This is a genomic window from Shewanella sp. Sh95 (assembly GCF_001308045.1).
GTDB lineage: Bacteria > Pseudomonadota > Gammaproteobacteria > Enterobacterales > Shewanellaceae > Shewanella > Shewanella xiamenensis.
Genome location: NZ_LGYY01000109.1, coordinates 56909 through 79760 on the forward strand (window position 1 = coordinate 56909; position 22852 = coordinate 79760).

Sequence of the window (22852 nt, forward strand, 5' to 3'; positions counted from 1 at the left end):
GTTATGACCCTGGATCAAGCAAGTGGTTTACGTATGATGAATCAACCCTATAACGAAAAAGTGAAAGTAATCGCGGTTACGGGTGGTAAAGGTGGTGTGGGTAAAACCAGCGTATCCATCAATACTGCCGTAGCATTAGCCGAGAAGGGCAAGCGTGTCTTAGTGCTTGATGCTGACCTTGGCTTAGCAAACGTTGATGTCATGTTAGGGATCCGTGCTGAACGTAACCTTTCCCATGTATTGTCTGGCGATGCTGAGTTAGATGACATTATTGTCCGGGGGCCTAAAGGTATTGGGATTGTGCCAGCCACATCGGGTACTCAAGGCATGGTAGAGCTAAGTCCTGCGCAACATGCGGGCTTAATTCGTGCTTTCAGTGAGATGCGCACCCAGTTTGATATCCTCATCGTGGATACTGCCGCGGGGATTTCTGACATGGTACTCAGTTTCTCCCGTGCGTCACAGGATGTGTTGGTTGTTGTTTGTGACGAACCAACGTCTATTACTGACGCCTATGCGTTAATCAAAATCCTCAGCCGTGAACACGGCGTCTTCCGCTTTAAAATTGTTGCAAATATGGTGCGTAGTTTACGCGAAGGTATGGAATTGTTTGCTAAACTCAGTAAAGTGACCGACAGATTCTTGGACGTGGCACTTGAATTAGTTGCGACCATTCCATTTGATGAAAATTTGCGTAAATCGGTTCGCAAGCAAAAGTTAGTGGTTGAAGCTTATCCTAAGTCTCCCGCTGCAATTGCTTACCAAGGCCTAGCGAATAAAATTATGAGCTGGCCAGTACCACAGCAACCTGGTGGGCATTTGGAGTTTTTCGTTGAGCGCTTAGTTCAACGACCAGATTTTCAAGAGGAAAAAACGAGTGAATAAAGCCGCAGCGTATACTTGTTTAGACAATAAAACGTCAATCGTTGAACAGTATGCACCGTTGGTTAAAAGAATTGCACATCACTTGCTCGCCAGATTACCTGCCTCTGTGCAGTTAGATGACCTGCTACAGGCGGGGATGATGGGATTATTAGAAGCATCATCTAAGTTTGATGGCGGTAAAGGTGCAAAGTTTGAAACCTTCGCCGGCATAAGGATCCGTGGCGCCATGTTGGATGAAATCCGTCGTGGCGATTGGGTTCCTCGTTCTGTCCACCGAAATAATCGTCGAGTTGCCCAAGCTATTGATGAATTAGAGCAAGTGCTAGGTCGTGATGCGCGCGACACAGAAATTGCAGAAAAACTTGATATGACGCTCGATGAGTACCATCATATTCTTAACGATGTTTCTGTTGGTAAAATCATAGGGATAGAAGACTTAGGCGTATCACAGGATATACTCACTACAAGCGATGATATTAGCGATGGTACGTTTGAGGTCTTGGCAGAAACCCAGTTTCATTCTGCACTTGTTGAGGCGATAAAATTATTGCCCGAAAGGGACGCGCTAGTGCTATCGTTATACTACGATGAAGCATTGAATTTAAAAGAGATTGGCGCCATTCTTGAGGTAAGCGAATCGCGTGTTAGCCAGATATTAAGTCAGGCAATGTTGCGACTCAAAGGCAAACTCAAGCATTGGACATAAGTATAATTATTAATTGAGCACTGAATGTCAGCTCACCGGAGGAAACCTTGGACAAGAATATGAAGATTCTCATCGTTGATGACTTTTCGACAATGAGACGTATCATCAAGAACTTGTTGCGAGACTTGGGCTTTAACAACACCCAGGAAGCGGACGATGGCTCAACCGCCTTGCCAATGTTGCAAAAAGGCGATTTTGATTTTGTCGTTACAGACTGGAATATGCCAGGCATGCAGGGTATCGATTTACTTAAAGCCATTAGGGCCGATGACTCCTTGAAGCATTTACCGGTATTAATGGTCACTGCCGAGGCAAAACGTGAACAAATTATTGCTGCAGCACAAGCGGGTGTGAATGGGTATGTGGTAAAGCCTTTTACCGCAGCAACATTGAAAGAGAAGCTAGATAAAATATTTGAACGACTCGCTTAAGCAGGGATGAGCTATGAAGCCACATACATCAGGGCTCATCACGCTCGAGCATGCTCAGCGTTTAGTCGAACTGTTAAGCGCGAATGAACAAAATCAAGCTGATGATTTATTAAGAGAACTGGCAGCTCCTCTTCAGAGGGAACTTTTTGATGAGGTGGGCAAACTCACTCGCCAATTGCATAGCGCTCTTATGGATTTCCAAATCGATAATCGGTTAGTTGAGTTAGCCAATACAGAAATACCCGATGCTAAGGAACGGCTAAGTTATGTCATTGACATGACTGAACAAGCTGCAAATAAGACTATGGATGCTGTTGAGGAGTGCTTGCCGTTAGCGAATGCATTAACCGCGAACATCCAACAAGTGATGCCATCGTGGGACAAATTAATGCGTCGTGAAATTGCCCTCAGTGATTTTAAGGTGCTTTGCCATAACGTTCAGCATTTGATGTCGCGAAGTGAATTGGACTCAAACCGATTACGCGAATTGCTCAACCAAATATTGATGGCGCAGGATTTTCAAGACCTGACTGGACAAATGATCCGCAGGGTAATCGATCTAGTGATGGAAGTTGAAAGTAATCTGGTGTCTATGCTGACGGTGTTTGGTGAGCAGCCAATGATTGAGAGTCAGATTACTCAGAAAAATAATATTGAAGCTGAAGGGCCGATAATGAATGCCGAGCTTCGTCAAGATGTAGTAACAGGTCAAGACGAAGTGGATGATCTGCTATCGAGTCTGGGTTTCTAACTGGGAGTCAATTTGATGGCCTTTGATGTAGATGAAGAGATACTCCAGGACTTTTTAATCGAGGCGGGGGAAATATTAGAGTTGCTTCAAGAGCAGCTTGTTGCCCTTGAGAATAATCCTGATGATACTGACTTGCTAAATGCCATTTTTAGGGGGTTTCACACCGTAAAGGGCGGCGCAGGTTTCCTAAGTTTGACTCCCATGGTTGATGTCTGCCATGAGGCAGAAAACACATTCGATTTATTGCGTACTGGCAAGCGCAGTGTCACAGCAGAATTAATGGATATTATTCTTCAGGCTGTTGATGCAATTAACACCATGTTTGCTCAAACCCAGCAGGGAGAGCAACAAGATCCTGCTGATGCTGCATTACTTGCAAAATTAAAGTTACTTAGTTCTGGTGAGCCTCTGCCGTCAGAATTAGGACAAACTGCGTCAGAGCCTGAATCTATTGCTGAGCCCGAACCCGAGCCCGTTATTGAAACTGTTGTTGACGTTGTCGCAGTTGAAGAGATGCCTGTTGAGGCTGTGAGTTCTTCAAACTCAAGTATTGATGAGATTAATGAAGCGGAGTTTGAGGCTTTGCTTGATGCACTGCACGGTAGTGGAAAAGGTCCCGGTGTGACTAACACTACTCATGCTGATGTTGTGGCAGCACCCACTGCGTCAACTCCCTCTGTATCAAATACAGCTAAGCCTAAAGTACAACAAGCAACCAGCTCGGGTGATGATATCACTGACGATGAGTTTGAAGCCCTGCTTGATGAGCTTCATGGTTCAGGAAAATTTAATGGAAAAGTAGATACACCTATATCACCTCAGCCTAAGGTTGAAACTGTTGCTGTGCCAGTGTCAACACCAACTGCTGTTGCTGTCGATTCAGACGAAATTACTGACGATGAATTTGAGCGTTTACTCGACGAACTTCATGGAAAAGGTGGGGCACCAGCCAAAGCTGTTGCAAAAGTGGAATCTGCGAAACCGACTCCCACTCCTGCCACATCTGCTGCGGCTCCTGCTGCGCCTAAAGCTAGTGTTACTCCGGTAACCCCTCCAGCGGTTAAACCTCAGGCCGAAGTTGCGCTCGCCGAGAAGGCTCCTGTTAAAGCGGCCGCAGCCTCATCTGCAAATGTTCCTCAAGGTGAAACGACCGTTCGCGTAGATACTGCACGACTCGACCAAATCATGAATATGGTGGGAGAGCTAGTATTAGTACGTAACCGTTTGGTAAGTTTGGGCATTAGTCGTGATGACGAAGAGATGTCTAAGGCACTCGCGAATCTAGATTTAGTGACTGCTGACTTGCAAGGTGCGGTCATGAAAACCCGTATGCAGCCTATCAAAAAGGTTTTTGGCCGTTTCCCTCGCGTTGTTCGTGATTTAGCCCGTACGCTCAATAAAGAAATTGATTTAGTGTTGGTCGGTGAAGAAACTGACCTTGATAAAAACTTGGTTGAGGCGCTTGCGGATCCTTTAGTGCACTTGGTTCGTAACTCGGTCGACCATGGTATTGAAATGCCAAATGACCGTGAAGCCTCTGGCAAACCAAGGACGGGGACGATTACTCTATCGGCAAGCCAAGAGGGTGACCATATTCTGCTAAAAATCGAAGATGATGGCGCAGGTATGGATCCCGAAAAGTTAAAACAAATTGCCATTAAACGTGGCGTGCTGGATGAAGATTCCGCTGCGCGTATGACGGACAATGAAGCTTATAACTTGATCTTTGCCCCAGGCTTTTCGACTAAGGTCGAGATTTCAGATATCTCTGGTCGTGGCGTGGGGATGGACGTGGTTAAAACCCGTATCACCCAACTCAACGGTACTGTGCATATTGACTCGATGAAAGGCAAAGGCACCATACTTGAGATTAAAGTGCCGTTAACCTTGGCAATTATGCCAACGCTTATGGTTGATGTTGCGAAACAAGTTTTTGCATTACCTTTATCCAGTGTTAATGAGATTTTTCATCTCGATCTTACCAAAACCAACATTGTTGACGGACAACTCACTGTCATCGTTCGCAACAAGGCCGTGCCGCTCTTCTATCTAGAGCATTGGTTGCATCGAAATAAAACTACCTTCAAACATGGTGACAAGAAACATGGTCATGTTGTGATAGTGCAGTTAGGTATGATGCAGATAGGTTTTGTTGTGGATGCATTGATTGGCCAAGAAGAGGTAGTGATTAAGCCACTGGGAGCCTTGTTGCACGGTACGCCAGGTATGGCTGGGGCAACGATTACATCCGATGGTGGTATTGCGCTCATTTTGGATGTTCCTGGGTTATTAAAGCATTATGCGAAAAATAAAAGTTAGTTCCCAAGTTAAGGAATGGAATGGCCATTAAAGTATTAGTCGTTGATGACTCAAGCTTTTTTAGACGACGTGTTAGTGAAATAGTCAATCAAGATCCTGAACTGGAAGTGATCGCGACGGCTGCTAACGGGGCTGAAGCGGTGAAGATGGCTGCTGAGCTTAATCCCCAAGTAATCACTATGGACATTGAAATGCCTGTCATGGACGGTATCACCGCCGTCCGTGAAATCATGGCAAAGTGTCCAACCCCGATTCTGATGTTTTCATCATTAACCCATGATGGCGCTAAGGCCACCTTAGACGCCCTAGATGCGGGTGCGTTAGATTTTTTACCTAAACGTTTTGAAGATATCGCGACCAATAAAGATGAAGCGATTTTGTTATTGCAGCAAAGAGTCAAGGCTCTTGGTCGTCGTCGAATTTTCCGTCCAGTGGCGCGTCCTAGCGTTGCCCCAATTACCCCAAGACCAAGCTCTGGCTCGGTATTAGGGAATGTGGCCACTCCTGTTCAAAGTGCACCTGCGCCAGTGCGTACGTCACCTGTATCGTCTATTCGTGCTAGTGGTAAGCAATACAAATTATTGTTAATCGGTACGTCGACGGGGGGGCCTGTCGCCTTACAGAAAATTTTGACTCAGTTTCCCGCAAATTATCCGCATCCTATTTTGCTGATCCAACACATGCCAGCCGCTTTTACCCCAGCATTTGCAAATCGTTTAAATGGTTTATGTAAAATCGAGGTAAAAGAAGCGGCAAATGGCGATATTTTGCGTCCAGGTTGTGCGTATCTAGCGCCAGGTGGAATGCAGATGATGGTAGAGCGTACAGGCGTCACAGGCCGAATAAAAGTGCTCGCCGGTAGTGCTGAAATGAATTATAAGCCTTGTGTCGATATCACTTTTGCTTCAGCCTCAAAAGCCTACGGTGGAGATGTGCTTGCTGTAGTGTTAACTGGAATGGGAGCTGACGGCCGAGAAGGAGCACGCATGCTTAAAGCTGCCGGTGCGACCATTTGGGCGCAGGATGAAGCGAGTTGCGTCGTTTATGGCATGCCTCAAGCAGTGGCCAGTGCGGGAATTGCCACTCAATCCATTTCACTGGAGCACATGGCTGAATCGATTTTAAAAGAGTCTGCTCGTGGCTAGTAGCAAGTCACAGATAAGCACAAATATTGTGCTTATTATGGTGCTAATGATGATGACGATAGTTTGTCTTGGTGCCTTAAGTTTCGATTATCATCGAAAAAACATAAAATTGCTTGCTGATGTTAAACGCTTAGCATCGACCCAAGTCGTGCTCATGGTGCCTGATGAACAAGCTAAGGTCATTGCTGATTGGCTTGCCACACACCCAGAACAAACTAAGGCTATGCTAAAAATGGTGGCGCCTGGTGAACATAATGCGGTGACTCTTGGGCCTGAAATGCCAGCGGCGGATGGTAATAATATTCCGCCTTTACTTGAAAAAGTGCCTGAGATGGATAAACAACAGTTATCCTCTCAGTCACCTGCTGAATCATCAGTCTCTTTGCGTTTGCAAAATGAAGCAGCATTGACAACAGAGGTTCGACAGGAGTCGACTCAAGTTCCTGTGGTGATTTCGGAAAATGCCGACGGTGTTAAGGTGATAAGTCTGCCTAACGGTGGCATAAGAGTCACGACAAGGGAAGAAGAGTAACGTGGTGGGCCGCGTAATCATTCCACTTGTAAATGGCACAGAATCAACATTTAAGAGGTCAGTGCTTTGAAAGTCTGGACCATAGCGAATCAAAAAGGTGGCGTCGGTAAAACCACTTCGGTAGCAAGTTTAGCGGGAGCACTCGCTAAACGGGGTAAGCGCGTCTTGATGATTGATACCGATCCTCATGCTTCACTCGGTTACTACCTTGGGGTTGACTCAGAAGAGGTGCCCGGTTCTCTTTTTGATGTATTTGTTGCGCACAATCATCTTACAAAAGAGCTGGTTAAATCGCATATCGTACCAACTTTGGTGGATGGTTTAGATTTATTACCGTCGACTATGGCGCTAGCAACACTGGATAGAGCTTTAGGCCATCAAGAAGGCATGGGACTTGTCTTACGTAATTTGCTTGCCCTTGTTGCTGATGAATATGATGTTGCCATCGTCGACTGCCCGCCTGTCTTAGGTGTGCTGATGGTGAATGCGTTAGCCGCAAGCCAACATATTGTCATTCCTGTGCAAACAGAGTTCTTAGCGATTAAAGGGCTTGAGCGCATGGTCAAAACTATGGAAATCATGGGGCGGTCAAAGAAGACTCGTTACAGTTATACCGTAGTCCCAACCATGTTTGATAAGCGTACTAAGGCATCTCCTGCTGCGTTGCAGGTGTTGAGTGAACAGTATGGTGAGAGTCTATGGCGTGATGTTATTCCTGTAGATACTAAGTTTAGAGATGCAAGTTTAGCGCATTTACCCGCCTCCCATTATGCAAGCGGTTGTCGTGGTGTGAAGGCCTATGAAAGATTATTAGATTTTCTTTTAGCTGGGGAGTTTGGCCATGTCAAAATCGGTTGATGAAACTGTTTTTGATTTTTTTGAATTATTATTGCACGAAGATGATAGTGCCTTTGGTGCTTCCCCAATTAAATCTCAAGAAAATGTTGCGACCGCTTTTGATAGCAGTAAAAAAACGGAAACTCAGCAGCTCAATAATGCCATTTTGGCAGAGCATGAGCGGTCTAAAGCGGATGTTAAAGCTACTCTAGAACCTGAAGTACAACCTATTCGGGCAAAAAGCATTGTTACTGTCTCCTCTAAGGAGAGTGCTGAGCCGTTAGTGAATAAACAGTCGCTAGAGCGCCTGCTTGCGCCAGTCCTAAAAGCGGAAGCTACAGTTGTTGATAAGCCAACGGAGGTTATCGAGCAACCTTTACCAGCACCCAAGCAACCTGTAGTAATAACGGTGGCTGATGTCGATGAGACTGCGAATGTTGCGCCGACGCAAGTCGATAACTTATCGACTGTGCCCGACACTCAAGTCGGCTTTGCGCCTCCAAGTGTGACAAAAGATCTGCAAGAAGTACTCGATGATGAGTTTCAAGTACTATTCTTTAAGGTAGCCGGGTTGACGTTAGCGGTTCCATTAGTCAGTCTCGGTGGTATCGTCAAAGTAGAACGGATTAATCATATTATTGGTCGTCCTTCTTGGTTCCTTGGTGTACAAACTCATCGAGAAGAACAGTTAAATCTAGTGGATACCTGTGCGTGGGTTATGCCAGAAAAATACACAGATAAACTGGCGCAATCGGTAAATTATCAATATCTTGTATTATTAGAGGGCAGTAATTGGGGATTAGCTTGTGAGTCCCTGCTTAATGCAGTAAAAATTACCAAATCGCAAGTAAATTGGCGCAGCAAAGCAGGGAAACGTCCTTGGCTAGCTGGTGTGGTTAAAGAACAAATGTGTGGCATTTTGCACGTACAAGCCTTAGTTGAAATGCTTGATGCGGGTTTAGGCTGTCAGGACTCCATTGGTTGAGGTAAACATGAAAGATACAAGAAATGTCGCAGCCGTGGCTGCAAGTAAAGATGATGCAGTATTGCAATGGGTTACCTTTAAGTTAGACAACGAAACTTATGGTATTAATGTCATGCAAGTGCAAGAAGTGCTGCGTTACACCGAAATTGCTCCCGTACCTGGTGCACCACACTATGTTTTAGGGATTATCAATTTACGCGGTAATGTGGTTACTGTTATTGATACCCGCTCACGTTTTGGGTTGCAATCAGCGGAAGTGGATGATTCGACACGTATTGTGATCATCGAGGCAGAAAAGCAAGTTATTGGTATTTTGGTCGATAGTGTTGCTGAAGTCGTTTACTTACGCCGTTCTGAAATTGATAACGCGCCTAACGTTGGTACAGAAGAGAGTGCGAAGTTTATTCAAGGCGTCAGCAATCGTGATAATGAGTTGTTGATCTTAGTTGATTTAGACAAACTATTATCTGATGAAGAGTGGGCTGAGTTAAATCAACTCTAAATATTCATCGGAGGCGGCAGATAGTGTCTATCTGCCGCTTTGCTTTTTGTTATGCGAACGATTCATTTGGCTTTAATTTACTCCTTTAGTTTTAGAATGCCACTTGATGAGTCGGTGCTAATTTCAGCTGATTGTGATGCGTAGGGATGATGAATGGGCGATGAATTTTTAATCGCAGCCTTAGTTTATGTGATTGCGTGTTTAGGTCTAGTTCTTTACCTTCAGAAACAATTAAGTAAGTTGCGCAGTAAAGTTGAAGCGTTAACCGTATTAGTGAAAGAAGGCGATCGTCAGCGCGAGGGCTTTAAGCGTGAAATGCAGGAGCTTCGAAGCGGTACCATTGGTATGGGACGTCGTGTGATTGAGCTTGAAAAACGCTTACATCAACAATCTGAACGCATTGAAGAATCTACTCAACAGGATCCCCAAGCAAAGCTTTATACGCGTGCGATGAAGATGGTTGCCCTCGGAGCTGGTGTAGATGAGCTAATCAAAGAGTGTGAATTGCCTAAAGCTGAAGCTGAGTTGTTAATTCGTTTACACCGTAAATAGGCGAATAATTTGGGACGCACTTCGTGACTCTCGGCCTGCTGCTCTAGAACGCCACGTTGTGGCTCTAGGAGCTAGCCACTTTTGCTTTAAGCCTTATCAACAATCTTCTTATGCATATTGTTCCATTGTTCTGGGAATTTTCCGTCCAACATATACACAAATGCGATTAATTCGGCGATGAGCAGATACAGCTCTCTTGGAATTTCTTCGCCTAATTCAAGCAATCGAAGAAAGTTACTCAGGTGCGGATCTTGGTGAATATAAACGCCTGAGGCCTTTGCTAGAGCGATAATTTCGTCAGCGATTAGCCCTTCACCCGATGCGACTACTTTAGGCGCATGTTTTCCGTCATAACTCAAGGCAACTGCTTGCTGGGTTTTGTATTCTTCCGCCATAGATAGACTCTTTAATTATGCTCTTGTTTTCACATGAAAATGATCACCAGGCAGCAACGTTGCTGGAACTGGTGCTAATTGGGTGGATAATTCACCCGGTGTAAATCCTAATTGCGATAGTTTTTGTCCCAGTGGAGCCAAAAAGTTATCTACTCGGCGAAGTAATGACTGACTGTCACCTTTGAACTGAATATCTAGTACTTGTTGGTGAAAACGTGCCGATATCAGTAATGGACCCTGGGCGAGATTAAACTTCAATTGTAAATTCCAGCCTTTATGATGTTGCTGTTCATCGCTATCGGCTTCTCGCTCGAATTTACCTTCTAATTGTTCATGACGTTGATTAATCCCATAGGGAAGGGCAAAAAACCACACTAAATTGCCATTATTTTCACTACTGGCTTGTTGATAAAGCTGTAGGCTTGAAGCTAGTTGTACCATGCTTTCTAGGCCGCCAGCTTTACTAAATTGTCCCAGCTGGTGGTTAGATAATCCGATTTTAGTTTGGAGTTGCTCTAAGTAATCGGCCAATTTAGCACTCATTTTACTATTGGCATTATTTGCCCTAAACCCCAATAACAACTGAAACAATGAGCTAATGGCTCCCGCATTTAATAGCATTGAGGCTTGAGCGAGCTGCGGCGTTGCTAAATTTAAGGTTGCGAGACCAAGGATGCTGTCTTTTAGTTCGTTTGGATCGCTTAATTGGCCTAAAGGATGTGGGCCTAGATGAGGCAAATGTTTTAACAGCTCGGCAGCTAAGTTTGTGCTAGCTCGAGAGACCATCTGCTCGATGGGGAGAGCACCGGCCTTGGTAAAGGCTTTTTGAAGCACTTGATTAACATTGATATTGGCTTCGTTGAGTTTATTTTGTTTGTCAGCACCTAACGAGTCTGATGGGGTTTTAAGATTTAGCTGTGTTTCATTAGTGGAAAAATTTTTGGTCATCGCTAACTCATTAGCGGGGACCTGTGGTTTAGTCTGTAAGCTGCTAAAGTCCGATTTTGCATGTTGACTTTGCAAAGCAGTTGACACCGTTACGGTATTTTTTACATCCGATGCGCTTGCATCTTTAGTCAGTGCCTTAGGTTCAGGAATAGCCGTTTTGGGATCAATTTGTTGATTGGTAGTTTGTCCAGTCGTCAGCTTTGCTTCAGTGGTAGATTGTAAATTTACGCTAATAGCAATCTTGGATGGTGAGTTTTTTACGGATGTCACTTCATCCGCAATCGAACCCGTTTGAGTCTGGGATATTTTTATGTCGGAAATTGATCCACCTTGGGTGCTAGACGTATTGACTTTTGCAGCAGTGCTATCCGTTTGGGGGACTAAGCCCTCAAGTTTCCGTAAAAAACTCGCAATAATCTGAACGGGTTCCATTTTGCTTATCACAACATGACTCGCTTGCTTGTCAATAATGGGAAGCTGAGTTTCATTTATCGGAGCGCCAATTTGGATTTCGAGTTTGCTCAGTATTGGGGTCAACACTAAAATAGGTTTCCCTTGTAAAAGGGTAATTTTTGCTTGATATTCACCCGCATTAAGTCGTGTTCCTGGATCCTGTGGCACAACAGTTCCATTAGTAAATTGGAATTCTTTTGCAGTAACAATGACATTAGGGAGGGGGTAGCCCTGTGGGCGGGCAGAGAGAGCGTATAATTTTGTCTCTGAAATCCCATTTTGTTGGGCAAGTAATGTGATCGCTTCTGGGAGCTTAAGGTTGACTGTCGAACCCAAGGCAATCAGTTGCGAGGTTTGGATCATAGCACTCGATTCAGAGGGGCTATTCACGACTTGATTGACTAAAAATTGACTAGCAATAATTAATGCTTGGCGCTGCTGAGCATTAACGAGCTTTAAATTATATTCTGTACCGTTTAGAATAATACTATCGCCTTCAGGAGATAGTTGGACTTCAGCGGGAATAGGACGCGCATTGGTGCTCAGGGCAGTGTTTTGAGTCCCTGAAGTGATTAATGGTGCGTTGGTAATCTGACTAAGTGGAATCGACTCCATACTAAACCTTTGTTGGAATAACTCGCGGTGCGTTATTTAAAAAATTAACAATTGACCAAACTGTTTTGCCAAGTATGCTTATGCACTTTGTAAAGTCAGTGGCATTTTGTCTGTCATACTTAGTATACGACTCGGATGACTAATCTTTTATCGTCACTTGTTGATGGTCACTTTAACGAAAACTCGTGAACTCGGCAGTACATTTATTTAAGAGAGCAATATGAAGTTGAAATGGATAGGGGTACTTTTAGGCTTTGCATTACTGCCCAAGGTTTATGGCGCAGAGGTAGCCGTACCCGATAGCACTCCAAAGGACGGGGCTTCAGCTGTAAAAATTACTTACGAAGATCCAAGAGATCCCTTTGAAGGGTTCAACCGCGCCATGTGGGACTTTAACTATCTGTTTCTCGATAGGTACCTATACCGGCCAGTTGCACATGGGTATAACGATTATATCCCGTTGCCTGCTAAAACAGGGATTAATAACTTTGTGCAAAACTTGGAAGAACCCAGCAGCGTGGTAAACAACTTATTGCAAGGCAAATGGGGTTGGGCGGCGAATGCGGGTGGTCGTTTTACGGTTAACACGACGATAGGGTTACTAGGCGTTATTGATGTGGCTGATATGATGGGAATGCCACGTAAGCAGGACGAGTTTAACGAAGTGTTGGGCTATTACGGTGTACCTAATGGTCCCTATTTTATGGCACCCTTTGCTGGTCCATATGTTGTTCGTGAACTCGCATCAGATTGGGTTGATGGTCTATACTTTCCACTATCTGAACTCACAGTGTGGCAATCCGTGGTTAAATGGGGCCTTAAAAGCTTACATGCTAGAGCCTCGGCAATTGACCAGGAAAGACTTGTTGATAATGCGCTCGATCCCTATGCCTTCGTGAAAGATGCGTACTTACAACACATGGACTATAAGGTCTATGATGGCAATGTTCCTCAAAAACAAGAAGATGATGAGTTACTCGACCAGTACATGCAGGAACTTGAGTAAGCTCATGCGCTAACTTGGCTGCAGGCATGAATATGCAGCCAAGCCCATGCCGTATAAATGATTCTTCCCATGTCATCATCGAATGATTGCTGTTGCAGTAAACGTTACGCGGGAATCTTTATGGCGTTAAATGGTGTTTCAATTCTGTGGGTTGAAGATGACCCAGTATTCAGGCAAATCGTTGCTACCTTTCTAAATGGTCGCGGTGCACAGGTAGTGCAGGCTGGCGATGGAGAGCAGGGGCTGATTCATTTCAAGCAACAACGTTTCGATATCATACTTGCCGATTTGAGTATGCCAAAGCTTGGTGGCTTAGATATGCTTAAGGAAATGAGCAGGTTAGAGCCATTAGTGCCTTCTATTGTTATTTCAGGTAATAATGTTATGGCGGATGTTGTCGAGGCGCTGCGCATCGGTGCGAGTGATTATTTGGTTAAACCTGTTGCCGATCTCTTTATTATCGAGCAAGCCATTCAACAAGGGCTGCAGCGAAATCACCCCGATGATATTACTCAGGCAGACTTTGATGCTTTATCTCACCAAGAGTTGAATGATAATTTAGCCTTATTAGAGCAAAGTGTTGAAGCGGCCAAACAAGTTCAGCAGCAACTTTTCCCAGCCTCAAATATCAGTTATCCCGCCGCCAAAGTTGATTACAGCTTATTTAAAAGCAGTGATATCAGTAGCTACTTTATTGACTCAACAATGGTGGGCAGTGATCATTTGATCATGTATATGGCTCACCTCTATCCCGAAGACAATCGCGCGGCGTTTGCTTGTGTTTTGCTACGCAGTTTTGTCAACCAAAAGCTGAAAAGTTATCGAAGTGGTCAGAGTAAAACCATTATCGAGCCGTTCAATATGCTGAGCTACTTGAATGAGCGTTTAGTCAAGTCCGGTTTAGATATCACCGTAGATATTGTTTATGTCGCAATCGAATTAACACGTTATCGTGCAGCCATTGCCCTAGCAGGCAAGGGTCTGAGGTGCTATTTACGTAATGACAAAGGGTTAAGTCCATTGGCTATTTCAGAAAGTTTACCACTAGGGGTATTAGATTCGGGTAAACCGAGTGTTCAGTTTCGAACGATTCTGCCCCAGGAGCAACTTTGTATCGCAACCAATGAGCCTGAACATAAGCAGCAGTTATTAGATAATCAATTTAAAGGATTAGTCTACAATTCAAACTTGCCTGCGGGTGGTTTTATTCAATTAAGTTTATAAGAAGATAAGATGCTAGGACGCAGCCAAAAGCGCTGCTAGAACGCCATTACGTGGCTCGAGAAGCTAGACTCTAGCATCTAGTCCCCATATTCTAATTTGTCTGTGTGCGAAACATCCCATCTCTAATCTCAACGTGCTTTGGGAGCAAAGCAATAAAAAACGCTGCATTTCTGCAGCGTTTTTATCGAATATAAATTATTCAGGATGGTAGAAGCGCCCTATCAGGACGAAGCCCGATCTGCTTTTTCTTGCAGCTAAGTCACCTAGAGCAGCGCATTTGGCTGCGTCCTAGCTTCTAGCTGCGTTATCTTTTAATGGCTTCGTGTTCAGCGGTTACCGCAATTTCATCTTCTAATGCTTCGGCTTCATTGTGATGCTTGCTTTCCGCACCGTGCATCCAATCGACTAATTTGTCAGCCATAAAGTATAAGATCACACCAGAAAGTGCTGCGGTAATCGCAATACCCGAGAAGATAGCCATTGCATTGGCAAGTTGTTCTTCTTTTTCGCCACCATGGCCAATAAAGGAACCCACCACACCACCAATTTTGTTAGCTGCAGCCACAAAGAGGAACCAAGAACCCATCATTAACGAAGCGATGCGAAGTGGAGCTAACTTAGTGACCATAGATAAACCAATAGGCGATAAGCAAAGTTCACCCATGGTATGGAAGAAATAAGCGCCAACCAACCACCACATGCTTGATTTAGCAGTAGCGTCACCGCCCATTTCGACAACGGCACCGATCATAAATAAGAAGCCAACGGCTAACAGCACTAAGCCTAAAGCAAACTTAATCGGGGAGTTAGGTTCGTTCTTACCTAAACGTACCCAAATCGAAGCAACAACAGGAGCAAAAATAACGATAAACATTGCGTTTAAGGATTGGAACCAAGTGGTTGGTACTTCCCATGTACCGATCATGCGGTCGGTAAAGTCGTTAGTGAACAAGTTCATCAGGCCGCCCGCTTGCTCGAAGCCCGCCCAGAAAATAATGGTAAATAAACCCATCACCATGATGACTTTAATACGGTCACGTTCAACCTTCGTCAGTGGTTCTTTACGGACTTCTCCTTTTTCTGCTGCTTTTTGCTTTTCAAGCTTAGCAGCAGGAGTTCTACCGATATCACCAAGTAACTTTTGTGCAAACACAAGTTGGATAATTAACGACAGGATCATACCGATACCTGCGCAGATAAAACCAGCTTGGAAATTACCATCATAAGCGGCAACTACTGAGCCTACGATAATACCAGAGAGGAAAGCACCAACGTTGATCCCCATATAGAAAATAGTGAAAGCACCGTCACGGCGGTGATCTCCTTCTTGGTACAGATCGCCCACCATAGTAGAAATATTTGGTTTAAACAGGCCGTTACCTAAGATTAACGTGCCTAAGCCGACGTAGAATACTTCGGTTTCCATCCCAGGTACCCACGCATGGGGCGTACCTAAAATAAATTGACCAGCCGCCATTAAAGTACCGCCAATCATAATGGCGCGGCGTTGGCCTAGAAAGGTATCTGCTAACCAACCACCTAGAAGTGGGGTCAAATAAACAAGCCCAGTGAAGGTGCCATATAACGAAATGGCATCGGCTTGGCTCCAACCTAAACCGTGTCCACCTTCGCTTTGCACTTTATCAACTAAGTACAGTACCAAAATGGCACGCATTGCATAATAACTAAAACGTTCCCAGAGTTCTGTTGTAAACAGTAGGAACAGACCTTTGGGATGGCCAAGCATTGTCCCTTGTGGTTTTGCTACGCTCATGAAGTTTCCACCTTAAGCTCGTGATTGCCTGTGGCGCCCCTGAAACAGGATGATGTCACCACAGAAAAATGATTGTTGCTCTTCTCATTTATCTTGAGTCAATTCGATATTTAGCTCTAGCTTAAAAGCATGAGTAAATTGTTGAATTGCTGAGATTTAAGTATGAGTTATTGTTACGTTATTATAATAAAAGTAATATTTTAAGCGTTAATTAGGATATTTTCGCTAAAATTCCCACCTTATATACCCTTTAAAAGTCACTAAAGTCAATTTTGACTTGCTAACTGGTGAGATTATCTGCAACTCGCCACCAAATATCGATTTATGTTGATTTTCCTAATATATCGGCACTTTGTTTAGATACCGAACAGCAAGGGTTTTAAGGCAAAAAACTGCTTCCATCCGTCTTGACAACTCTGTTATGATTGCGACCCGTGAATGGACGTCACTTAACATAGGGTAGTGAGATTAATCGATGAAGGCATGGTACCTTTTGTACTGTAAACCTCGTAGTGAAGCGAGGGCACAACAAAATTTAGCTCTTCAAAATTTAGAGACATATTTGCCAATGGTCTCTGAAGAAAAATCTCAACGCGGTCAGAAGCGGATCTGTCGTGTGCCTTTATTTCCAAATTATTTGTTTATCAATTTTGACCCAAGCCAAACTAGCGTTAAGCAAGTCCACTCTACTCGCGGTGTGAGTCGTATTGTCAATTGTCAGGAAAGAATGACACCCATTGATGACCGAGTCATTCACGCCATTCGCATGAAAGAATTAACCCCTTCCCAATCTGTTTTAGACAGCGAATTTGAACTAAAAACAGGGGAAAAAATCCGCTTTAAAGACGGCCCATTTGTTGATTTAGAAGGTATTTTTCAAGAAAAATGCCCAAACAAACGTTGCCATGTTTTATTTAATATTATGGGGCAGATCAATACCTTATCTGTACCTGAACACTCAGTTGAACGAGTGTGATTTGTTAATGAGTTCACTTTGCTAAGTAGGATCTTTGCTTAGAGACGTGTAGGACATTTGCTATAGATTGAGTTTTTTGATTTTAAGCAATATTAAGCTTAAAGAAAAACTTTATAGTATTTCAGTGTGTTACATGATTTTTTGTTATTACATTGTTTATCAAAATAAATTTTGCACAATAAGTAATCAAAAATAATTTATGTGCCCGTTTATTAAACAAGCAATGTAGTGGTTTAGCAGTACAATTTGCGGATCATTTAAGTCGCCAAAACCTGATTGTACAACTAAAGTTTTACTTGGTTTATATGTAGCAGAAGTATGAGGTTTTAGATTTTCATTAAGTATTGGTCATTGGTTCATCGAAGCACATAGGGTTCTAGATGTGTAAATCGTAAACTTTGATGGCTTTAGACTTTAATGACTTTAGATTGATGGCAGGTAAAAATCTCGTCATTCTAAAATATTTAACCTTTTGAAAAATTAGAATATTCGCAGCGCGAAGGGCAATATAGAGGCCGCAATCTATGGGCGGTAGCGTGTCTGAAAGAAAAGAAGGACGTTGCTTCGCAACTGATAGGACGCAGCAAAGAGCGCTGCTCTAGGACCTAGGCCCTAGAATCTAGAATCTAGAAGGAGCGTAGCGACGCTCTGCTGTATCATTGTTTTCCATCTTTAACCCAATCGGAGATATCTGGTGTTACAACAAATCAAAAAATTCATCATAGTTGGCCTTAGCGCCACGATATTGATGGGCGCGCAGGCGCAAGCCGTTACGCCCTCTCCGCAGATGATTGAACAATTCAAGCAATTACCTAAGTCAGAGCAAGAACGTTTAGCTCGCCAGTACGGTATCGATCCGTCAATGATCACGGGAGCCTCGGCGACCTCGACAGTTATTGAAAACCCAGTGGTGGTTACCCCACGTGCAGCAACAAATAATGTGGTTGATCAATCTGAAGACGATAAGCTTAATCAGGCAACTAAAACTGAAGCGAAAGTTGAAGCAATTGAAGATAAAAAAGTAAATCAACTCAAGCGTTTCGGGTATGATCTTTTTGCGGGCTCGCCAAGCACCTTTGCCCCTGTTTCAGATGTGCCAGTGCCCGCCGAATATATGATGGGCCCTGGTGATACCTTAAACGTGCAACTTTTTGGCAAAGAAAACAATCAGTTTACATTAACTGTTGGCCGCGATGGCGCAGTGCAATTCCCGAATCTGGGCCCAATTTCACTGGTCGGGTTAACCTTTGCTGAAACACGTGAGTTATTACAACAAAAAATCAGCCAAAGTATGATAGGTATTGAGTCCAATATCACTATGGGTGAATTGCGTTCAATCCGAATTTTTGTGGCCGGTGACGCATACAAACCAGGTTCTTACACCGTATCGAGTCTATCAACTATTACTCAAGCCTTGTTTATCTCCGGCGGTGTAAACCAAATCGGTAGTTTGCGTGATATTCAACTAAAGCGCTCCGGTAAAACTATTGGCCGTTTAGACTTGTATGATTTATTGCTCCGCGGCGATGCTTCGGGTGATATGCGCTTGCAATCTGGCGATGTGGTTTTTATTCCATCAGCGGGTGGCACAGTTAGCGTGATTGGTGAAGTGCGTCGCCCTGCGATTTACGAGCTTAAAAATAACGAGACCATGGCAGATGTGATTAACATGGCCAGTGGCTTAAATCCTGGTGCTTATCCTAAAGCCAGTACTATTGAGCGCTATAGTCGTGACGCGGTAAAAACTGTTGTTACCGTTGATTTAACTGAAAACTCTGGCCTAAGCACGCTGGCTAAAAATGGCGATCTACTCAATGTGCGCTCAGCCTCAAGCCGTATTGATAATGCTATCACCCTTGCTGGTGCGGTAATTCGCCCTGGTAAATATCAATGGACTAACGGCTTAACCGTTGCCGACTTATTGCCTTCAATTTGGGGGGATTTAACCATCTCCGCCGACTTGGATTACAGCTTACTCGTTCGAGAAATCAACCAACGGGGTGATATTGAAGTCGAGCGCATTAATCTTGGCCGTGCCATTGGTGAGCCAAAATCACATTACAATCCTAAGCTAAAGCCTCGTGATTCCGTGATTGTATTTGACTATGCCGATCGTGAAGAGTTGCTTAAACCCATTATTAAAAAGCTAAAAGAGCAAAGCCGTTTTGGTGATGCAGCCAAACTGGTCAATATCAATGGTAATGTTCGTTTCCCTGGGCAGTATCCAATAACGGTTAATGCCGATGTTAAAGAATTACTCATTGCAGCTGGTGGACTAGAAGAAGGCGCATACACCTTATCTGCGGAACTGACTCGCCAACAAGTGTCTGAGCAAAATGGGGTTAAAGTTGAGCATGTGCAGTTGAGCTTAGATCGCGTGATGCAAAATGATCCTGCTGCCAATATCAAACTGCAAAGCCGTGACATCTTAACGGTACGTACGTTACCTGACTGGCAAGAAACTCGCTGGGTGACTATCAAGGGAGAAGTTAAATTCCCTGGTACTTACAGTATCCAGCGCGGCGAAACCTTAAAACAGGTGTTGGATCGTGCCGGTGGCATGACGCATGATGCAGCACCTCGCAGTGCAGTCTTTTTACGTAAATCTATTCAACAAAAAGAACAGCAAGAGCTTTCAAAACTTGCTGACGAATTGCGCCGTGAGATAGCCGCAAAAGCCTTGACTAAAGATACTCCAACGGTGGGGTATAACGATGCACAAATGATGTTAAATCAGTTGGAAAATGTGAAAACTGTTGGCCGCTTAGTGGTTGATATTAATGCTATTGAATTAGGCATCGAAAGTGCCAATTTGATGTTAGAAGACGCCGATGCTCTTTATATTCCGGCAACTAATCAAACCGTATCAGTTATGGGCCAAGTACAACACCCAAGTACTCATCGCTTTAAACCGGGTTTAACCTATGAGCAGTATTTGGCCTTATCTGGTGGCCCGCGTAAACGTGCTGATGAATCACGTACTTACATACTAAAAGCGGATGGTTCAGTACAAGTGCCAGAATCTTCAATGTGGTTTACTGGTGGCAGCTCAATGGAGCCAGGCGACACAATCGTCGTGCCATTAAATACTGAATACAAAGATAACCTCACGCTATGGACGCAAGTGACTGGCATTATCTATAACACCGCTGTGGCTGTAGCCGCGATATCGGGGATTTAAGAGATAGAACGCAGGCCATAGGCCCTAGAATCTAGGACGGCCTTCGGCCTCTAGAACGCCACTGCGTGGCTCTAGAATCTAGAAGTCGCGTAGCGCCGCTCTGCTTTTCCTCTATTCTCGCGACTGAAAGGAGCTCTCATGCGATTCGAACAACTGGATGTTTGGAAACGAGCTTCGAGATTATCTTGTCAAATATATCAAGTGACAGAATCAGTAAGTAATTGGGGTTTTAAAGATCAAATAACCCGTTCAGGATTATCTGTCCCTTCAAATATTGCTGAGGGTGAAGAGCGTGAAACACTAAAAGATCAAATTCGCTTTTTGTACTATGCCAAAGGCTCTCTAGGAGAGCTAGTCACCCAACTTTATATAGGTATTGAAGTTGGATATTTGGCAAAGGAACCCACGTTACTTATGGTTCAAGAAGCAAAAGAATTAGCCAAAATCTTAGGTGCAATTATCAAACAAAAGCAAAGTAAGAGTAAAAGCTAAGAAGAACGCAGCAAAGAGCACTGCTCTAGAATGGCCTTCGGCCTCTAGAACGCCACTACGTGGCTTTAGAATCTAGAAGTCGCGAAGCGACGCTCTGCTCTTTCTATAAGGGCGCAGCCCGCTCTGCTTTAAGCTTTTTGCCTTTATAGAAGCGCAGCGCTCTCGCCGCGCAGCGTACTAGAATCTAGAATCTGAAGAATCAATGAATACACAAATTACTCAAAATCCAAATACATACCAATCCGACGCCAGGTTTCCTCAAGTGCAAGACGACGAAATCGATCTTCGTGAGCTTTTTGCCGTTATCTGGCAAGGCAAATGGCTCATTATTGCCATAACCGCTGTTTTTGCGATTGCCTCTGTGGCCTTTGCTATTTTGCAACCCAATATCTATAAATCCGAAGCGTTGTTGGCGCCAGCATCAGAGGAGCAGGGCGGTGGCTTAAGTGCCTTGGCATCGCAGTTTGGTGGTTTAGCCAGCCTTGCAGGGGTTAATCTCGGTGGTAAAGGTGGTATTGATAAAACCCAGCTGGCGATTGAAGTATTAAAATCCCGCCAATTTACCAGTGAATTTATTCAAAAGCACAACATCCTTACTGATTTAATGGCCGCAAAAAAATGGGATAGGGATACGGATAAAATTATTTATGACTCTGAGCTATATAACGAACAAACCAATACTTGGGTGCGCGATGTCGAACCACCATTTAAGCCTGAACCTTCAATGCAGGAAGCCTATAAAGAATTCAGTAAGATTTTTGCAGCTAATAAAGATAAAGAATCTGGCATGGTAACCATTTCAGTAGAGCATTTATCGCCAACCGTTGCTCAGCAATGGGTCACTTGGTTAATCCAAGATATTAATAAAGTGATGAAAGATCGCGATGTCGCTGAAGCACACCGCAGTACTGAGTTTTTAAATCAACAAATCGCTTTAACCAATGTCGCCGATATTAAAACCGTACTTTACAAATTGATTGAAGAGCAGGCAAAAACCATTATGTTTGCCGAAGTACGCGATGAATACGTATTTAAAACCATTGATCCCGCATTAGCGCCTGAAGAAAAGGCCAAACCCAAACGCGCATTAATTTGTGTTTTAGGCACCATGCTCGGCGGTATGTTAGGGGTGATGTTAGTGCTGGTAAGGCATTTTATGAGAAAAGAGCAAAACTAGAATCTAGAACGGCCTTCGGCCTCTAGGAGGCAGCAAAAAGCGCTGCTAGGACGCTCGCAAGCTCGCTCTAGGACCTAGAATCTATAACCGCATGCTCTAAGCCCTATCAACAATAAGATAAATTCATAATGGCTTCGAACGATTTACTGCCTTACATTAAACAACTCGCCGAGCAAAATTCTGACATTTCTGCTGTTTGGTTGTATGGTTCACGAGCGCAAGGGCGAGCTAGGCAAGATAGCGATTATGACTTAGCTATTGCGTTTAATGATTTTTCGCTCGATGCCTTAGCACGTTATGTGCGCCCACATAGTTTGGCGCTCGATTGGGCTGGCAAATTACAGTTGCCGGAGCAGCAAGTCTCTTTGGTAGATATTAACCAAGCCCCAATCTATTTGGCGTATCAAATTATCGACACTGGACAGCTAATTTATAGCGATGGTAGCGCTAGAGCGTGGCAAGAAATATCGCGTATCAATAGCTTATTTGAATACCAGCAGCGTGAGGCAAAAGAATGAATAATGAGCAAGCTGCGGGGTTGCAGTTGTACTTAACTGAAGCAACCAAACATAAACAAGATTATTGCCAACAGCTTGATGAATTACGTCACGATTTATCACAAGGTGAACTACGTCGACGTGATTATTTGGCGATTGAACGTTTATTGCAAGTTTTAACCGAGCTATGCATCGGTTTAGCTAAGCATTGTTTAAAGAAATACCAACTTAATGCCGCTGCTGATGCTTACCAGACGTTTAGTCAATTGCATCAGCATGGATTTATCACTGCAGATGAATTAGCCCAATGGCGGCAGATCATCGGGATGCGTAATGGCTTGGTACACGATTATTTAAACATCGATGTGAATATCATCCGCTTAATAGTGGCGCAAGGCCGCTATCAAACCCTAAGCGGATTTTGCGATAAAGCAACAGATTTTTTACGAGGGTGTTAGGTTTTAAATTT

The 22852-nt window shown here is 44.0% G+C and carries 22 protein-coding genes; 19 read left to right on the forward strand and 3 right to left on the reverse strand.

The window, feature by feature from the left end; genetic code table 11:
* Positions 1-3 precede the first annotated feature (3 nt).
* From AEA42_RS08240 to AEA42_RS08290, 11 genes are all read left to right on the forward strand, one after another.
* Complete coding sequence (locus tag AEA42_RS08240) at positions 4-885, forward strand: MinD/ParA family protein (protein WP_037420384.1); 882 nt, start codon at positions 4-6, stop codon at positions 883-885.
* Entirely contained in the window at positions 878-1591 is a 714-nt protein-coding gene (locus AEA42_RS08245) for an RNA polymerase sigma factor FliA (protein WP_047539533.1), read from the forward strand. The genes AEA42_RS08240 and AEA42_RS08245 overlap by 8 nt, the downstream gene beginning before the upstream one ends.
* Before the next feature lie 47 nt (positions 1592-1638).
* Entirely contained in the window at positions 1639-2022 is a 384-nt protein-coding gene (gene cheY / locus AEA42_RS08250) for a chemotaxis response regulator CheY (protein ID WP_007649667.1), read from the forward strand.
* A gap of 13 nt (positions 2023-2035) precedes the next feature.
* Entirely contained in the window at positions 2036-2773 is a 738-nt protein-coding gene (locus tag AEA42_RS08255) for a protein phosphatase CheZ (RefSeq protein ID WP_055647470.1), read from the forward strand.
* A gap of 15 nt (positions 2774-2788) precedes the next feature.
* Positions 2789-5092, forward strand: a complete 2304-nt coding sequence (locus AEA42_RS08260) for a chemotaxis protein CheA (protein ID WP_055647471.1) — start codon at positions 2789-2791, stop codon at positions 5090-5092.
* A gap of 20 nt (positions 5093-5112) precedes the next feature.
* Positions 5113-6237: a chemotaxis response regulator protein-glutamate methylesterase gene (locus AEA42_RS08265; protein WP_055647472.1), complete on the forward strand. Its 1125-nt coding sequence runs from the start codon at positions 5113-5115 to the stop codon at positions 6235-6237.
* A gap of 13 nt (positions 6238-6250) precedes the next feature.
* Positions 6251-6769 carry a hypothetical protein gene (locus tag AEA42_RS08270; RefSeq protein ID WP_047540461.1) on the forward strand — a complete coding sequence of 173 codons (519 nt, stop codon included), beginning with the start codon at positions 6251-6253 and terminating at the stop codon, positions 6767-6769.
* 66 nt (positions 6770-6835) lie between these two features.
* Entirely contained in the window at positions 6836-7627 is a 792-nt protein-coding gene (locus AEA42_RS08275) for a ParA family protein (RefSeq protein WP_037420395.1), read from the forward strand.
* Positions 7611-8591, forward strand: coding sequence for a chemotaxis protein CheW (locus AEA42_RS08280; RefSeq protein WP_055647473.1), 981 nt, complete (start codon positions 7611-7613; stop codon positions 8589-8591). Before AEA42_RS08275 ends, AEA42_RS08280 begins: the two co-directional genes overlap by 17 nt.
* A 7-nt stretch (positions 8592-8598) precedes the next feature.
* A complete protein-coding gene (locus tag AEA42_RS08285; protein ID WP_011073088.1) occupies positions 8599-9093 on the forward strand; it encodes a chemotaxis protein CheW in 495 nt (164 codons plus the stop codon).
* 153 nt (positions 9094-9246) lie between these two features.
* Entirely contained in the window at positions 9247-9645 is a 399-nt protein-coding gene (locus AEA42_RS08290) for a DUF2802 domain-containing protein (protein ID WP_037420401.1), read from the forward strand.
* Between the two features lie 86 nt (positions 9646-9731).
* Here AEA42_RS08290 and AEA42_RS08295 read toward each other — a convergent pair whose 3' ends face one another.
* A complete protein-coding gene (locus AEA42_RS08295) occupies positions 9732-10040 on the reverse strand; it encodes an EscU/YscU/HrcU family type III secretion system export apparatus switch protein (protein WP_037420403.1) in 309 nt (102 codons plus the stop codon).
* Positions 10041-10055: 15 nt separating this feature from the next.
* Complete coding sequence (locus AEA42_RS08300; protein WP_055647474.1) at positions 10056-12056, reverse strand: flagellar hook-length control protein FliK; 2001 nt, start codon at positions 12054-12056, stop codon at positions 10056-10058.
* A gap of 220 nt (positions 12057-12276) precedes the next feature.
* Between AEA42_RS08300 and AEA42_RS08305 the strand changes: the two genes are divergently transcribed.
* Positions 12277-13062 (forward strand): VacJ family lipoprotein, encoded by a 786-nt coding sequence (locus tag AEA42_RS08305; protein ID WP_037420409.1) that lies wholly within the window; start codon positions 12277-12279, stop codon positions 13060-13062.
* A gap of 120 nt (positions 13063-13182) precedes the next feature.
* On the forward strand, positions 13183-14286 hold the full coding sequence (locus AEA42_RS08310; protein ID WP_055647475.1) for a response regulator: 1104 nt from the start codon (positions 13183-13185) through the stop codon (positions 14284-14286).
* 304 nt (positions 14287-14590) lie between these two features.
* Here AEA42_RS08310 and AEA42_RS08315 read toward each other — a convergent pair whose 3' ends face one another.
* Positions 14591-16060: a peptide MFS transporter gene (locus AEA42_RS08315; protein ID WP_037420415.1), complete on the reverse strand. Its 1470-nt coding sequence runs from the start codon at positions 16058-16060 to the stop codon at positions 14591-14593.
* 475 nt (positions 16061-16535) lie between these two features.
* Here AEA42_RS08315 and rfaH point away from each other — a divergent pair, with 475 nt between their 5' ends.
* The 6 genes from rfaH (at position 16536) to AEA42_RS08345 (ending at position 22841) form a co-directional block, all read left to right on the forward strand.
* Entirely contained in the window at positions 16536-17036 is a 501-nt protein-coding gene (rfaH, locus tag AEA42_RS08320) for a transcription/translation regulatory transformer protein RfaH (protein WP_037424726.1), read from the forward strand.
* Between the two features lie 694 nt (positions 17037-17730).
* Complete coding sequence (locus AEA42_RS08325; RefSeq protein ID WP_055647476.1) at positions 17731-20217, forward strand: SLBB domain-containing protein; 2487 nt, start codon at positions 17731-17733, stop codon at positions 20215-20217.
* A 138-nt stretch (positions 20218-20355) separates the two neighbouring features.
* Positions 20356-20709, forward strand: a complete 354-nt coding sequence (locus AEA42_RS08330) for a four helix bundle protein (RefSeq protein ID WP_037424719.1) — start codon at positions 20356-20358, stop codon at positions 20707-20709.
* A 202-nt stretch (positions 20710-20911) separates the two neighbouring features.
* On the forward strand, positions 20912-21886 hold the full coding sequence (locus tag AEA42_RS08335) for a Wzz/FepE/Etk N-terminal domain-containing protein (protein ID WP_055647477.1): 975 nt from the start codon (positions 20912-20914) through the stop codon (positions 21884-21886).
* Positions 21887-22014: 128 nt separating this feature from the next.
* On the forward strand, positions 22015-22404 hold the full coding sequence (locus AEA42_RS08340; RefSeq protein WP_037424713.1) for a nucleotidyltransferase domain-containing protein: 390 nt from the start codon (positions 22015-22017) through the stop codon (positions 22402-22404).
* Positions 22401-22841, forward strand: a complete 441-nt coding sequence (locus AEA42_RS08345) for a DUF86 domain-containing protein (RefSeq protein WP_037424711.1) — start codon at positions 22401-22403, stop codon at positions 22839-22841. Before AEA42_RS08340 ends, AEA42_RS08345 begins: the two co-directional genes overlap by 4 nt.
* Positions 22842-22852 lie beyond the last annotated feature (11 nt).